Below are 14,104 nucleotides of genomic sequence, written 5' to 3'. Positions count from 1 at the left end.
CGACTCGCGAGGCCGGGATTGCCGTCCCAGTGGCCCGCAAGCAGAGGAGCTTCATGTCGAGTATGAACGATCCCGCCCCGAACGCGCCATCCCAGCCGCCCGCAGACCCCGCTTGGCCGCCGGTGGCGATACCTGGTCGGCCCGTCTCTCCGCAGGTCACCGAGGGGCAGCGCGCCCTGGAAGAAATCCGTGAGCATCTGCGCCGGTACGTCGTGCTGCCGGGCGAGGAGACCTTCACGGCGGTGACCCTGTGGGTGGCCGCCACGCACCTCCAGAAGGCGTGGCAGCACGCGCCCCGCCTGGCCGTCGTCGGACCCGCCAAGCGCTGCGGGAAGTCACGGCTGCTGGACGTGATCACCGAGAGCGTCCACGACCCCTTGATCACGGTCAACGCCTCGGCAGCCGCGATCTACCGGTCCATCACCGAGGACCCGCCCACGCTCCTCGTGGACGAGGCCGACACCCTCTTCGGCTCCTCGAAGGTCGCGGAGAAGAACGAGGAACTGCGCGGCCTGCTCAACGCGGGACACCAGCGCAACCGCCCCACTCTGCGCGTCTCGGGCCCCAATCACGAGGTCACGAAGCACCCCACCTTCGCCATGGCCGCCCTGGCCGGGATCGGCGATCTGCCCGACACGATCATGGACAGGTCGGTCGTCATCCGTATGCGCCGGCGCAGGCCGGGCGAGAAGGTCACGGAGTTCCGCACCTTCCGCGACACCCCGGCCCTGCACGCCGTACGCGACCAGCTCGCCACCTGGCTGGACCCGCTCCACGCCAAGGCGATGGAGATGACCCCCGCCATGCCCGTACAGGATCGCGCGGCCGACACCTGGCAGCCCCTCGTCGCCGTCGCCGACCTGGCGGGCGGACCGTGGCCCGACCTGGCGCGCACCGCCTGCCAGGTGATGACCGAGCGCGAGGCCGCGAACGAGCAGGACAACGGCAGCCTCGGCATCCGCCTCCTCGCCGACATCCGACACGCCTTCACCACCGAGGGCAACCCGCCCGCGCTCCGCACCAGCCGTCTCCTCGACATCCTCAACCAGGACGCCGAGACGCCCTGGCCCGAGTACACCGTCAACGGTCTGACTCCCCGGGGTCTCCAGATCCTCCTCAAGGAGTACGGGATCAGCTCCGCGGTACGCCGCTTCCACGGCAACGTCCAGGCACGGGGCTACGCCCGCCTGGACTTCGCCGACTCCTGGGCGCGGTACTGCCCCGAGCCCGTACCCGGAGCACCGGCCGGGACCGAAGCATCGGTCGGTGCCGACGCATCGGCCGCTACCGGAGCACCGGCCGGGACCTGACCCGACACGACCCGTCACGACTCGTCGCCCCGCAGGTCAGCGCGGTGACGGGTCGCGGCGCGGTGACGAGTCGTCCCGATGCCGCGCCCGCACCCGTACCTGCTCTGAACAGGCACGCGACGGGTCGCGACGGGTCCCCCACCTTCTTCGCCGGCACCGACCGGCCGACAGCCGTACCCCTCCTGGAGCACCCCTTGCCCACCCCTCCCACGCCGCCCGCCGAGCCGGTCCCGCTGGCCCCGGCCGCCGAGCCTGTCGCACTGACCGCAGCCGTCCGGACCGGCGTCGCGCTACTGGCCCTCGCCGCCTTCGCGCTCTCCTACGACGCCCTGCGCCAGATGGCCGCCGCCAGCCAGATCCACCCCGCGCTCACCTACGCCTTCCCCCTCGTCATCGACGGCTTCATCGCCATCGGTATCGGCGCACTCCTCGTGCTGCGCGCCACCCCGCTCCCCAGCCGCCTCTACATCTGGTCCCTCGTCGGCCTCGCCACCGCCACCAGCATCTGGGCCAACGTCCTCCACGCCATCCGCCTCAACCAGCAGACCCGCCACACCGGACTCGCCCTCGGCGACATCACCGTGGGAACGATCTCCGCCATCCCACCGCTCGCCCTCGCCGGAGCCGTACACCTCTACCTCCTCATGGGCCGCCGCCACGTCGCGGACAACCGCCACAAAGAGGAGGGCCACACGTCGCCGGCCCGCACCATCAGCGCGCCGACCCCCGCCACAACCGACGCGACCGAGCCGGAAGCCCACGCCAAGCCGCAGGCACTCCCCGCCCGCACCGGCACGGGACACCCGCCGATCCTCCCCCTCGACGAGGCCGTCGCCATCGGGCGCACCGCTCCCCTCGGACGCGGTGACCGCGTCTCCCGCCGCAACGTCGAACAGGCCATACGTGCCCAGGGATTCGGCATCTCCCGCAGCCGCCTGGACGAGGTCAAGGACCTGCTGCAAGGCGAGCGCGACGCCGCCGTCGGCGCCGGTACGCACTGATCCGCAGGCCCGCACCATCCCCGGCCTCCTTCGCTCCGAGCGCGGGAGGCCGGGCTCCTCGTTCCGCTTCTTGCAGGAGTCCTCGTGCCCGAGAACAGCTCTCAGCAGCCCTCCGTACCCGCCGCCGGGAAAAACGTGCACACCACAGACACAGACGCAGCAAGTTGTCGGGTAAGGAGTCCTTACCCGGCCTCGGCCCCCGTGGGGGCCGAGGCGTCCGACGCCCGGGGTGCGTCGGAGACGGCCGGCCCAGGGGTGCCGACCGGGGAAGGGCCCGCCCACCGGACACCCGACGCACCGCAGCAGTGCGCACCGCATCGCCGTCTGCGAAACCCGAAGCTCCGCGACCGCCGCGTCTCGCCGCGCTTCAACGACGCCGAGTTCGTACTCGTGCGCGACGCCGCCGCTCTGAGCCGCATGACCCCCGGCGGCTACGTCGCCGAAAGCGCGCTCGCGGCTGCCCGCGCCGACGACCCGACCGCCGCCGTCGCCGACTACCGCGCCATGGTGCAGGCGCTGATGACCGCCAACGGGCAACTGGGCAAGGTCGGCAGCAACCTCAACCAGCTCGCTCGCCACATGAACATGGAGGGCGAGTGGCCCCTGGCTGACACCGTCATGCGGCTGCTGGCCCGCGTGGAGGCGTCGATCGCCGACGTGGACACCGCCGTCGCCCGCACGCTGGAGGCACGGTGATCCCGAAGATCATCCTCGGCAAAGGGCCGAGGGCCACACACCGCACCATCGGCTACCTCTTCGGCCCCGGCCGGGCCAACGAGCACGTCGACCCGCACGTGGTGGCGTCCTGGAACGGCTTCGCCCCCGATCCGGGCCGGACACCCCATCGCGACCCCCGGAACGTGGCAGACCAGCTCGCCGCCCAACTCGACCAGCCCGTACGGATGCTCGGTGACGCGGCTCCCGTGCACACCGTCTGGCACTGCCCCGTTCGTGCCGCGCCCGAGGACCCGGTCCTCACCGACGAGCAGTGGGGCGAGATCGCCCGGCGCATCGTGGCCGCCGCCGGCATCGCGCCACAAGGCGACGAGGAGGCTTGCCGCTGGGTGGCCGTCCGCCACGCCGAGGATCACATCCACATCGCCGCCACCCTCGTCCGCCAGGACGGCCGCCGCCCCGCACGCGACCACGACAAGCGCGCCGTCCAGAGGGAAGCCAGGAAGATCGAAGCCGACTACGACCTCCGGCGCCTGAACCCGGGCGACGGCACCGCCGCCAAGCACCACACGAGCAAGGAGCACTTCAAGGCCAAGCGCCAAGGCGCCGCGACCACCACCCGCCAAGTCCTGCGCCTGCGTGTGCGCAGGGCCGTGGCCGCCGCGTCGGACGAGGCCGAGTTCTTCTCGCTCCTTGAGGCGACCGAAGTGATCGTCCGCCTCAAGCACGGCCCGTCGGGCGATGCCCTGGGCTGCAACTTCGCCCTGCGCGGCGACACCAACGGGGCGGGCGATCCGGTCTTCTACTCGGGGTCCACCCTCGCCCCCGACCTGTCCCTGCCCAAGATCCGCCAGAGCCTGGAAACCCCGACTGCCGGTGCGCCCGTCGCCACCCGGGCCGGCGATCCCTGGCACCAGGCCATCGCCGCCGTCGAACGCGTCCCGCACCACCTCGCGCACGGCGACGAACACCTCGCCCAAGGGCAACTGGCCGCACTAGGCACATCGCTGGACCTGCTGGCCGCCATCGCCCCGGCCGACACGAGGGCAGACCTCGCGCACGCGGCCACAGCCTTCGAACGCGCCACCCGCTCCCGTATCGCCGCTGATCTCCACAGCGCGCGCGTGCTCCGCCGCAGTGTCCTGACGATCTGGCGACAGCGGCCCCCGGACCGTGACGGAGCAGCGTTCGCGATGCTCCTGGACGCCACGCTCACCGCCGTGGCCTTCGCCCTGCACTGGCACCGCACACACCAACACGCCCAGCAGGAGGCCGCGACCAAGCAAGCCCTCCCGCACATGCAGTCCGCGTCCACACGCGCCGCCGACACCGCGCTGAACCACCTCGCTCGGCGCACACCTCCGCCCCAGACGAGGCGGCGACTCGCCCAGCACGTGGCACACGCAGTGCCCGAGCACGCCGACCGCATCCTCCACGATCCCGCCTGGGACGCACTCGCCACCGCCCTCGCCGAAGCAGAGGCCACGGGCCACTCCGCGACCGCCCTGCTCGACCAAGCACTCGGCCAGCGCTCCCTGGCGAACACCCGCAACCCCGCGCGCGTACTGACCTGGCGCGTCCACCGACTCGGCGCACGCACGGCACCCAGCCCCCGCGCGCAGGCGGCTATGGCGCGCAGCACGGTGCGGGGTCCGGTACGTGGCGCCGGGCCGAATCTGACGGCGACGAATCCCCTGCCGGGACCGACAACCCCGGTACGCCGCCGGTGAGGTTCACGCCGTGCCGACACTACGAACGAACAGCGGACGGGTGAGGCGGCAAGCGCAGGCGGCTATCCCCTCGCGTGGATCAGCTCCAGCAGCCGCACCGGGTCAGTGAGGTCGCTCAACACTTCATCCGCCCCCGCGTCGGCGAGCGCCTCGGCCGCTGTCGTGCCCGAGGCGACACCGATCACCCGGGCGCCTCCCTCCCGGCCCGTGCGGACGTCTTGCAGGGAGTCGCCGATGATGACCGTGTTCGCGCGGGTGAAGGGCCAGCCGTGGGCGCGTTCCACGCGGGCCTGGGCGATGCGGACCAAAGCGGGGCGGTGGGGGTCGTCGGAGGCGTAGCCGCCCAGCGAGACGTCCACGTACTCCGTGAGACCGAAGGCGGCGAGCTTGATCTCGGCGCTCTCCCGCAGGTTGCCCGTCACGATCGACGGGACGAGGTCCGCGTCCGCGCGTACCGCTGCGAGGGCTTCGACCGCGCCTGGCATGAGGTGGCCGTCCCGAAGCAACTCGCTCCGGTGGCGCAGCAGTTCGGCGGGGAGGCGCGCGACAATGAGGGGGGCCAGACGGTCCGCCTCCGGGACGTCGTTGGCCGCGAGGAGTTCCCGTACCGCCACGGGCATCGTGACCCCCGTTCCCTTCGCGGGCAGCTTCGTCGCCGGGCGGCCGACGACGGTGCGGAAGACCTCGCGGTAGACGAGGCGGTCGGTGTCCCCCGCGTAGAGGAGGGTCCGGTCGATGTCCCACAGGACGAGGATCATGCCGGCACCCGCTCCCGGAGGACCTCTTCGCCGTGCTCGACGAAGGACCGTATGGCCCTCGCCCCGCCGAAGCGGCGAGCCTCGGCAAGCATCGCGTGCAGGTGCTCGTCCAGCCTCGCCGACCGCACGTCCCGCACCATCCCGAGGACCTCCTCCCCGGTCGCACACCCGGCGTCGGCATCACCCGCACGCATCTGGGCCGTTGCCGCGCGGGAGAGGAACTGCGCCTTCGTCCGCGCCGCGTCCGCAGCGAGTGAGCCTCGGGCCGACGCGAAAGCCGCCGCAGCTTCGGCGGGCTTACCCAACTCCAAGTACACGCTGCCCCGTTGTCCATGGATCTCACCCGGGTTCACCCAGTACAGCCAGTGCGGGTCGTTCTCGCCCGGCCCCCGCGCGCACAGCGCCTCCGCCTCCTGGAGTGCCGCGAGGGCGTGCCGCTCTTCGCGCAGGCGGGCGTGCCCGCGCGCTTGCCGCGTCAGCAGCATCGCGCGCAGGGCGGGGACGTCCTGGTCCGCGAGCAACTGCCGTGCGGTCCTGGTGGCGGTGACCGCATCACGCGGATCGCCCACGGAGTAGCCCTGGATGGCGAGGAACGACAGCGCTCCGGCACGCAACCGCGAGTCCTGCGAGGCATGGGCCGCGCGGAGCGCGCCCAGGAGAAGACGCTGCGCGGCCTCATGACGGCCGCCGTCGAGCGCGTACCAACCCGCCTGCATGGCCGTGTCGGCGGTCACGGCCGCGAGGCGCCGGCCGGTTCTCTCGTCGTACGTACCTGACTTCGTGAGGCCGAGCAGGACGCGCAGGTGCCGCGTGGCGGTCCCGGACAGGTTCCCGCTGCCGCTCGTCGCGTCCAACTCCCGTAGCGCGTCCGTCGTGCGCTGGAGCGAGTCGAGCAGGGAGGCGGTCACCCGCGTTCCCTCCCGCCCCTCTGCGGCGAGCGCTTCAGCAGGCGCGACGGCCGAGTGGAGGATGTACGGGGTGAGGGCGGAACCGCTCAGGGCGGTCAGCACGTTTCGACGCTTCACGGGGCCTCCGACAGCAACTTCGAGTGACGTCACCATACGAGTGGCCGTCCACGGCAAAGCCGGGTCCAGAGCCTCCGCGACGGCGGTTCGCGGGGGTGTGGAGAGGGGCGTGAGGAGGATCGGCCGGAGGTCGGCGGGGATGCCGAGGCCCGTGAGCAGGCCGATGATGGCGTCCCGTCCGCCGAGCTGTTTGCGGCCGTTCTCCAGGTCGGAGATGTGCGACTGGGTGAAGCCGGTCAGGGCCCGTACGTCCATCTGCGAGAGGCCCGATCGGCGGCGGAGCAGGCGTAATAGCTCCCCGAAGTCCCATACAGCGAGGGCCTGTTGCACTGAGGCATCACGCCAAGCCCGATCCGGTACATGCGGCGCGGCTACGGAGCGAGCGCACCGCGCGCACTGGGAGTCGGGGTTGTACTGACTCAACGTGCTCCCGCACTTGCCGCACGCGCGACCCGGCTTCTTCATGGCAGCACCCGCCGTACTCGGGGAGTTGACGACCTCACTGAGTCACAGGCTAGGCGCGGATCGATATCGCTGCGGCGATATCGCGGCGGCGGTCGGTACGGCGAAAACAGGCGCCCACACTCTTCCCACCACGGCGGAACGGACCGACGACGGTCCGCCCGTCGAGACCTTCACCGATCGGAACGGGGACGTGGGCATCGTGGCAGAGCGCTTCTCCCCCTTCGTCCGTGTACCGAGCAGTCGTGCGGCTGCCCTCCCCACGGCGACAGGGGCCCAGGCTGAGCACGGTCCGTCGCGTGGAACGGCCGAACCCCCCGACGCTGCCAGGCGGCCGGCCGGGTTCAGGCGCGAGCCTCCGCCCCCGGCCGCCGCTGCCGGTCCGGCATCGGACTTCGTCTCCGGGCCCGCCCTGGGCCACGGCATCGAGGTCGCCTTCGCGTCCGACAAGGCCCGCGTCGCGGAGATGCGCCGGATCACCCGTGACCAGCTCCGTTGCTGGCGGACCTCGGAGGCGCTGGCGGGGGACATCGTGCTCGCCGTGTCGGAACTCGTCACCAACGCGGTCTGCTACGGCTCCGGGTACGTGAGCCTGCGAGTGTGGCCGACCACGGGCGAGTTGGTGGTCGAGGTGCGCGACGGGGCCCCGCAGGCGCGGGCGGAGATCAGGTGCCCCGGCGACGACGAGGTGTCGGGGCGCGGCATCTTCCTGGTCGCCACGCTCGCCGACCGCTGGGGAGTGAGTGACGGCGGTGCCACCACGTGGTGCCTCTTCTCCCGCAGCAGCGGCTGACGGGTTCCGGCCCCGTCGGCCAACTCCGACGACGGCAGGACGGCAGCGTCGCGAAACGTCCCAGCAGCAGCAACGCAAGGTCAAGCGTCAGGGGCGGGACATCGCCCTTCCACCCGCGAACCGGAGGTTCTGATGGATCTTGCCCGCACCTCTACGAGAGCCGCCGACACCGTCACCGTCCGCCCCGGCCGCCCACTCGCCGGGACGGTACGAGTGGACGGCTCGAAGAACGCGGCACTGCCGCTGCTGGCCGCCGCCGCGTCCGTAGGCCGTGCCGTCCGTCTGTCCGGCATCCCGGCCAGCGCCGACGTCCAGAGGATGCTCGGTCTGTTGGAGCGGAGCGGCTACCGCGTCGCTCGCCCTGTCGCCGAGCCGGGAACCGTGATCGTGGCGCCCGACAAGCGTCCCACCACCGCGCCAGACCTGACGGACGCCACCCGAATCAGAGCCTCTTACTACCTGGTGGCGCCGCTGTTGGCCGCTCACGGGCAGGCGGCTCTGCCCTGGCCGGGTGGCTGCCGGATCGGTGACCGGGGGATGGAGCTGCACTTCGCCGTCTACGAGGCGTTCGGCGACGCCGTTCTCCTCGACGAGTCCGGGTACCGCGTCCTGGCTGCCGAGCGGAGCCGCGACGAGGTCACCCTGACGCTGCCGTTTCGCTCGCGGGGAGCGAGCGTCGCCGCGATCTGCCGGGCAGTCGTGGCCGGCAACCGCCTGGAACTGGGCAACCCCAACCTGTCCCCGGAGACCACGGGCGTACTCGCGGCCTTACGGGCCGCCGGGTGGACGGCCCACGCGGACAGCCGGAAGATCACTCTGGTCCCACCACCGGGTGCCGCGTCCGAGACCGCCGTCTGGAGGGTCCCCGGCGACAAGATCGAGGCGGGCACCCTGGCCTGCGCGATCGCCGCCACCGGCGGGGAGGGCCGCGTGGAGGGCGTCCACGGGCCGGACCTCACGGTGTTGGCCGACCTGCTGAACTGGGCTGGCGTTCCCGTCACCCTCGACGCCGACGCCTTCACCGTCCACCGGGCCCGCGCCGTGAGTGGAGGGCCGCTGCGGGCGATCGCCTCGCTGACCCCGGACGGCCTGGACGCCGACTTCGAGCCCGCGCTGATGGCCCTGGCGCTCACCTTGCCCGGCACCCACACGCTCGCCGACGACATCAACCCCGGCCGCCACGGCAACCTCCTCCCCCAGCTCGCCCGGCTCGGCGCGGTGATCGAGGAGCTGTCGCCCACCCGTTGCCGCCTGACCGGGCCCCAGCGCCTCACGGGCACGACGGTGCAGGCCACCGACATCCGCACCGGCTCCGCCCTTCTGATCGCCGGCCTCACCGCCCGGGGCACCACCACCGTCAGCGGCCTCGACCAGCTGCGCCGAGGACACGCCGACCTGCCCGCCAAACTCCGCGCCCTCGGCGCCGACCTCACCGACGTACCGCGATGAGCAGGACGTACGGCCAGATCGTGGCCACCACCGACGTCCACTCCGCCCTCGACCAGGCCGGCAGGCTCCTTCCCCACCTGCACGACCTCAAGGCAACCTCGCTCATCACCGACTGCGGCGACTTCTTCGAGGGCACCGGCTTCTACCGGCTGGGCAAGGGTGCCATCGAGCGCGAGATCCTCATCACGCTGTACGACGTGCTGGCACCGGGCAACCATGGCTGGCCCCACTACTTCGAACCGGGCCTGCGCGAGATGACGATCTGCGCCAACGCCGTCGAAGCCACCACCGGGCAGCCGCTGTTCGACCGCCTCCGTATCGTCGACATGCACGGCCGCCGGGTCGCCGTCTCCGCGGTCATCGGCGTCAGCGCGTTCCACACCATCCCCGCCGTTCAACGGGCGAGGCACCGCGTCACCGACCCCGTGACCGCGCTGCGTGAGCTGATGCTGGAGCACCACCACCACGTCGACTCCTGGATCGTGCTGTCCCACTCCGGTTTCGAAGAGGACCTCGAACTCGCCCTCGCCTGCCCGTTCCTGGACGTCGTCTTCGCCGGGCACTGCCACAGCGACACCTACGGACCGGTGCGCGTCGGCGACACCCTCGTGGTCAAGGGCCGCGAGCTGGGCGCCGGATACGCCGCCGCCGAACCCGTCGGCTCCGGCTGGGCCGCCCGTATCGCCGTCTTCCCCGCCCCGGCGACGGTCCCGCACCACCTCGCCGCCCTGGAGGAGAAGATCGCCTCTACGTGGCAAAGGCTCGCCACCCGCCTCGGCACCGTCAACGAGCCCTACCGCGATACCGTCCTCGATCGCCACCAGCTCCTCGAAGAGATCGCCTCCCGGCTGTACACCGGCCTCGGCGCCGACGCCGTCGTCCTCAACGACACCGCGCTGCGGCCCACCCGCCTCGGCGATGCCCTCACACTCGGAGACCTGCTGGCCATCGAGCCGTTCGACAACCAGCTCGTCCACGCCTTCCTCCCCGACCGGCAGGCGCAGAACCCAGACGGACTGCTCGCGGACCTGGCCAAGCAGGCCGGCCCGCTGGTCGCCTCCCCCTCGCCCCTGCCGCAGGGCGTCCGGTCCGTACTGACCACCGGCTACCTCGCCGACACCTACCTCGGCGGACGCACCCACCAGGCGGGCCTTCGGCTCGCTGAGGCCGTCCGCAGCGTCATCGCCACCCCGCTGCCCGAGGCGGAAGAGGGCATCCGATGATCCTCACCGGCCCCGAGATCACCGCCGCCGCCCAGGACGGCCGTCTGACGATCAGCCCGTTCGAGCCGGAGCAGGTCAACCCCAACAGCTACAACGTCCGGCTCGGTCCCAGGCTCCTGACGTACACGACCCCGGTCATCGACGCCCACCGGGCGAATCCGACCACCACGGTCGAGATCGACGAGGCCGGATACGTCCTCCAGCCCGGCGAGCTCTACCTGGGCCACACCCTGGAGCAGGTCGGCTCCGACACCTTCGTCCCGCTGCTGTTCGGCCGCTCCTCGGTCGGCCGACTCGGCCTGTTCGTCGAAATCACCGCCCCCATCGGCGACATCGGCTTCCACGGCCAGTGGACCCTGATGCTCTCGCCGGTCCGCCCACTGCGTGTCTACGCGGGGATGAAGATCGGGCAGATCATGTTCTTCGTCTCCAGCGGCGACATAGACCTGTACGCGGGCAAGTACCAGGCCGCCGAGGGCCCTCAGCCCTCCCGCTACTGGCGCGACGCCGAACCCGTCGAGGCGGTCGCCCCGTGATCCTCACCGGTCCCGCGATCACCGCCGCCGTCCGAACCGGCGAGATCACCATCGACCCGTACGACCCCGCCCACGTTTCCCCCAACGCCTACGACTGGCGCCTCGGCGACACCCTCCGCGTCTGCGCCGGGGAGCTCGACGCCGCCGCCCCCACCGCCTACACCGAGCAGACGATCCCCAGCTCCGGCCTGGTCCTCCAGCCGGGACTGCTCTACCTCGGCGTCACCCACGAGCGCACCGGCTCGGAGACGTACGCGCAGCTGCTCAACGGCGACCACACCATCGGTTCCCTCGGCATCTGGGTCCACGTCTCCGCGCCGCTCGGCCACCAAGGCCACGCCATCCGCTGGACCCTGGAGATCCGCGCCGCCCGGCCCGTCCGCGTCTACCCGGGCATGACATTCGGCAAGCTGGTCTTCCTCACCACGCAGGGGACAGCGGCCAGCTATCAGCGGCAGTCGGCGAAGTACGCGAGCACCGAGGGCATCGACATCTCCCGTCTGTACGAGGAGATCGGCGGAGGCCGCCGATGAGCGACCTGGGGAGCCCCGCTCCGAAGCAGATGACGGCCACATTCCTGGACCTGCCCGCAGGCAGCCCCGGCGGCAGCGTAGAACTGTTCCTCGACCTCTACACCGGCGACGAACCCCTCATCCCCGCGCAGGCTTTCATGCTCGCTCCGAGCGGCCCCCGCCTGCGGACGCCGACCGGGCTCAACCTGCTCAGGGTGCCGGGCAAGTGCCTGGAGGGCCCGGCCTTCCACCGGTACGTCGGCAACTTGCAACAAGCCCTGCTCTCTGCGGTCGATCCCGCCCACATCGAGGTGCTGCACCTGCACCACCTCGCCTTCGGCGCCACCCCCGCCCTGATCCGGGCCCTGCCCGGGCACCCCCGTATCGCCTTGGTCCACGGCACCGACCTGCTCTTCGCCGAGACCCACCGCGACCAGCTCCAGGTCCTGCGGGCGACCGCTCGCGCCGTCGACGCCATCGTCGTCCCCACCAACGCGATGGCCGACCATCTCCTCAAGCTCGCCCCGCAGACCGACCGCCGCAAGATCACCCACATCCCGTGGGGCATCCCGGACCGGCTCCTCGCCCATCCGCCCCTCCGCACTCCTCGCCTGGCGAAAGGTCACGTCCGCCTGCTGTACGCGGGCCGACTGACCGCCGAGAAGGGCGTCGAGGCCCTGATCCGGAGCGTGGCCCCGCTCCGAGGCGTCGAGCTGTCGATCGCCGCACCGCGCGCCCAGTTCCGCGTGCTGGCTCCCCGACTGCAACGGGCCGGGGTGAGCGCCCGCTACCTTGGCTGGCTGCGCCGTCCACAGCTGTGGAAAGCCTTCTCCGAACACGACGCCCTCGTCATGCCGTCCACCACCCTGGAGGCGATGGGCTTGGTCGCCCTCGAAGCCCAAGCCTGCGGCCTCCCCATCCTCTACCAGCCGGTGCCCGGCCTCAGCGAAGCCTTGGCCCGCTCCGGTCTGGCCACCGACTTCACCCGCCCCTCCGCGTTCGCCCGGGACATGGACCGCCTGCGAACCGAACCCGACTTCCTGCCCGCGATGCGGCAGGCCGGATACGCCAACGCCGCGCGCTACCCCCTGTCGAAGACCGCCCGAGAACTTGTCGGCCTCGGCCGACAGCTCACCTGAGATCCGGCCATGCCGAAGCGACCTTCGGCACGCCGCTGCCCCGCCTCTCCGAGCGGGCTCACTACGCTGCCCACGGGACGCCCATACGAAGAGGGAGACCATGCCGTACCGCACCGACCGCATCGAGCACCTGCTGAGCGAAGGCGTCCGCGACAAGGTCTACCCAGGCGCGGTATGGGCCGTCGGCGACTCGGGCGGGGTACGGGCGCGGGGCGCCACCGGTGTCCTGGACCCGGACGAGCCGGATGTGCGGATGCGGCCGGACACCGTCTTCGACGTCGCCAGCCTGACCAAGATCCTGGCCGTCTGGGCCTCCACCGGGGCCCTGTGGGAGGACGGCGTCCTCGATCTCGACGCCCCGCTCGGGACCTTCTGGGACGAGGTCGCGGGCCACCCCCTCGGTGCCGTGACCGCCCGGCAGCTCCTCACGCACACCGCTGGCCTGCCCCTACGGGCGCAGCTGAAGAACCTGTACGGAACCGACCCCGTCGCTGTTCGCAGGGGGGTTCTGCACGAAGCCCTCAACCGGCCGCCCGGCGAAGCCGTCGAGTACACCGACCGGGCCGCCCTCATCCTCGGCTACCTCGCCGAACACCTCTCCGGCCAGCCCCTCGATCGGCTCTGCGAGGAGAGGACCTGGCGCCCACTCGGCATGGACTCCACGCGCTTCGGCCCCCTGCCCGCCGACATGTCACCCCGCTGCGCCCCCACCGAACTCGACGAGGACACTGGCAACCACCTCAAGGGCACCGCCCACGACTTCTCCGCCCGCCTCCTCGGCGGCGTATGCGGCATCGCGGGCGTCTTCACCATCCTCGACGACGTCGCCGCCTTCCTGCGGTACATGCTCGCTCCCGCGACAGCCCGCACCAAGGCGGGCTTCGGGACCGAGTGGATCGCCCAGTCCCTCACCGTGCAGACCGACAACCTCCAACCGGAACGCGGGCTGTTCTGGCATCCGGCACCGGGGACCACCAGGGAGCAGGACGTCTGGGTCCACTACGGCTTCACGGGCACCGGCATGTGGATCTCCCCAGCTCAGGACCGGTGGGCAGTACTGCTGACCAACAAGCTCTACTGCACCCGCGACCGCCAGCTGCTGGCCGACGTGCGCAATGCCTTTCGCGGTCTGGCTTTCAGCCAATGAGCTGAACCGCCATTGAGCATTTTCCAACCTCACGCTGATGCATGGCTTGCAGGTGCAGGTGCAGGTGCAGGTGCAGAGACGGTACTGGCGACGACGTTCCTCGCCTGCCCGACGGTGATGCGCCAGGTCGCAAAGCGCCAGGCCAGCCTGCATCGCTACCAGGCCCGCAGCTGGATCGCCGGGCACAAGCACGTCGCTCTGGCTATGTTCGGCCTGCCGGTCCTGGCCGTGGCCGCTGACGATACGAGGATGACCAAACCCTCCCGCGATGCACCGAGTATCGAGGCGATTCGGTGATTGCTCCGGGCGAGAAGAAGTATCGGGCGGACGTGATGCGACCGGTC

At 71.4% G+C, this 14,104-nt stretch carries 14 protein-coding genes; 12 read left to right on the top strand and 2 right to left on the bottom strand.

The window, feature by feature from the left end:
• Window positions 1–62: 62 nt before the first annotated feature.
• The 4 genes from STTU_RS16950 (at window position 63) to STTU_RS16935 (ending at window position 4,716) form a co-directional block, all read left to right on the top strand.
• A complete protein-coding gene (locus STTU_RS16950) occupies window positions 63–1,310 on the top strand; it encodes a DUF3631 domain-containing protein (protein ID WP_043255474.1) in 1,248 nt (415 codons plus the stop codon).
• A gap of 194 nt (window positions 1,311–1,504) precedes the next feature.
• Window positions 1,505–2,311: a DUF2637 domain-containing protein gene (locus STTU_RS16945; protein WP_007825021.1), complete on the top strand. Its 807-nt coding sequence runs from the start codon at window positions 1,505–1,507 to the stop codon at window positions 2,309–2,311.
• Window positions 2,312–2,566: 255 nt separating this feature from the next.
• Window positions 2,567–3,007 carry a plasmid mobilization protein gene (locus STTU_RS16940; RefSeq protein WP_007825019.1) on the top strand — a complete coding sequence of 147 codons (441 nt, stop codon included), beginning with the start codon at window positions 2,567–2,569 and terminating at the stop codon, window positions 3,005–3,007.
• Window positions 3,004–4,716 (top strand): relaxase/mobilization nuclease domain-containing protein, encoded by a 1,713-nt coding sequence (locus tag STTU_RS16935; RefSeq protein ID WP_043255470.1) that lies wholly within the window; start codon window positions 3,004–3,006, stop codon window positions 4,714–4,716. Before STTU_RS16940 ends, STTU_RS16935 begins: the two co-directional genes overlap by 4 nt.
• Window positions 4,717–4,778: 62 nt before the next feature.
• Here the strand turns inward: STTU_RS16935 and STTU_RS16930 are convergent, their stop codons facing one another.
• Both STTU_RS16930 and STTU_RS16925 read right to left on the bottom strand, forming a co-directional pair.
• A complete protein-coding gene (locus STTU_RS16930; protein ID WP_043255468.1) occupies window positions 4,779–5,474 on the bottom strand; it encodes an HAD family hydrolase in 696 nt (231 codons plus the stop codon).
• The gene (locus STTU_RS16925; protein ID WP_007825012.1) at window positions 5,471–6,964 is read right to left on the bottom strand and encodes a helix-turn-helix domain-containing protein; all 1,494 of its coding nucleotides are present in this window, start codon (window positions 6,962–6,964) and stop codon (window positions 5,471–5,473) included. The genes STTU_RS16930 and STTU_RS16925 overlap by 4 nt, the downstream gene beginning before the upstream one ends.
• A 190-nt stretch (window positions 6,965–7,154) precedes the next feature.
• Between STTU_RS16925 and STTU_RS16920 the strand changes: the two genes are divergently transcribed.
• From STTU_RS16920 to STTU_RS34680, 8 genes are all read left to right on the top strand, one after another.
• Window positions 7,155–7,754 (top strand): ATP-binding protein, encoded by a 600-nt coding sequence (locus tag STTU_RS16920; RefSeq protein WP_234019249.1) that lies wholly within the window; start codon window positions 7,155–7,157, stop codon window positions 7,752–7,754.
• A gap of 132 nt (window positions 7,755–7,886) precedes the next feature.
• Window positions 7,887–9,203 carry a UDP-N-acetylglucosamine 1-carboxyvinyltransferase gene (locus tag STTU_RS16915; protein ID WP_007825002.1) on the top strand — a complete coding sequence of 439 codons (1,317 nt, stop codon included), beginning with the start codon at window positions 7,887–7,889 and terminating at the stop codon, window positions 9,201–9,203.
• Window positions 9,200–10,426, top strand: coding sequence for a metallophosphoesterase (locus tag STTU_RS16910; RefSeq protein WP_043255464.1), 1,227 nt, complete (start codon window positions 9,200–9,202; stop codon window positions 10,424–10,426). Before STTU_RS16915 ends, STTU_RS16910 begins: the two co-directional genes overlap by 4 nt.
• Complete coding sequence (gene dcd / locus STTU_RS16905; protein WP_043255462.1) at window positions 10,423–10,962, top strand: dCTP deaminase; 540 nt, start codon at window positions 10,423–10,425, stop codon at window positions 10,960–10,962. The genes STTU_RS16910 and dcd overlap by 4 nt, the downstream gene beginning before the upstream one ends.
• On the top strand, window positions 10,959–11,495 hold the full coding sequence (locus tag STTU_RS16900) for a dCTP deaminase (protein ID WP_043255461.1): 537 nt from the start codon (window positions 10,959–10,961) through the stop codon (window positions 11,493–11,495). The genes dcd and STTU_RS16900 overlap by 4 nt, the downstream gene beginning before the upstream one ends.
• The gene (locus STTU_RS16895) at window positions 11,492–12,613 is read left to right on the top strand and encodes a glycosyltransferase family 4 protein (protein WP_043255459.1); all 1,122 of its coding nucleotides are present in this window, start codon (window positions 11,492–11,494) and stop codon (window positions 12,611–12,613) included. The genes STTU_RS16900 and STTU_RS16895 overlap by 4 nt, the downstream gene beginning before the upstream one ends.
• A gap of 100 nt (window positions 12,614–12,713) precedes the next feature.
• A complete protein-coding gene (locus STTU_RS16890) occupies window positions 12,714–13,760 on the top strand; it encodes a serine hydrolase domain-containing protein (protein ID WP_007824995.1) in 1,047 nt (348 codons plus the stop codon).
• A 12-nt stretch (window positions 13,761–13,772) separates the two neighbouring features.
• Window positions 13,773–14,057, top strand: coding sequence for a hypothetical protein (locus STTU_RS34680; protein ID WP_158678797.1), 285 nt, complete (start codon window positions 13,773–13,775; stop codon window positions 14,055–14,057).
• Window positions 14,058–14,104 lie beyond the last annotated feature (47 nt).

This window comes from Streptomyces sp. Tu6071, from assembly GCF_000213055.1.
GTDB lineage: Bacteria > Actinomycetota > Actinomycetes > Streptomycetales > Streptomycetaceae > Streptomyces > Streptomyces evansiae.
This window is presented reverse-complemented; position numbering and strand designations above follow the sequence as displayed.

Bases quoted from the DNA above. Each gene is read 5' to 3' on its own strand.
- STTU_RS16950 (WP_043255474.1), top strand. From the start codon at position 63: ATGAACGATCCCGCCCCGAACGCGCCATCCCAGCCGCCCGCAGACCCC.
- STTU_RS16930 (WP_043255468.1), bottom strand. From the start codon at position 5,474: ATGATCCTCGTCCTGTGGGACATCGACCGGACCCTCCTCTACGCGGGG.
- STTU_RS16925 (WP_007825012.1), bottom strand. From the start codon at position 6,964: ATGAAGAAGCCGGGTCGCGCGTGCGGCAAGTGCGGGAGCACGTTGAGT.
- STTU_RS16915 (WP_007825002.1), top strand. From the start codon at position 7,887: ATGGATCTTGCCCGCACCTCTACGAGAGCCGCCGACACCGTCACCGTC.
- STTU_RS16910 (WP_043255464.1), top strand. From the start codon at position 9,200: ATGAGCAGGACGTACGGCCAGATCGTGGCCACCACCGACGTCCACTCC.
- dcd (WP_043255462.1), top strand. From the start codon at position 10,423: ATGATCCTCACCGGCCCCGAGATCACCGCCGCCGCCCAGGACGGCCGT.
- STTU_RS16895 (WP_043255459.1), top strand. From the start codon at position 11,492: ATGAGCGACCTGGGGAGCCCCGCTCCGAAGCAGATGACGGCCACATTC.
- STTU_RS16890 (WP_007824995.1), top strand. From the start codon at position 12,714: ATGCCGTACCGCACCGACCGCATCGAGCACCTGCTGAGCGAAGGCGTC.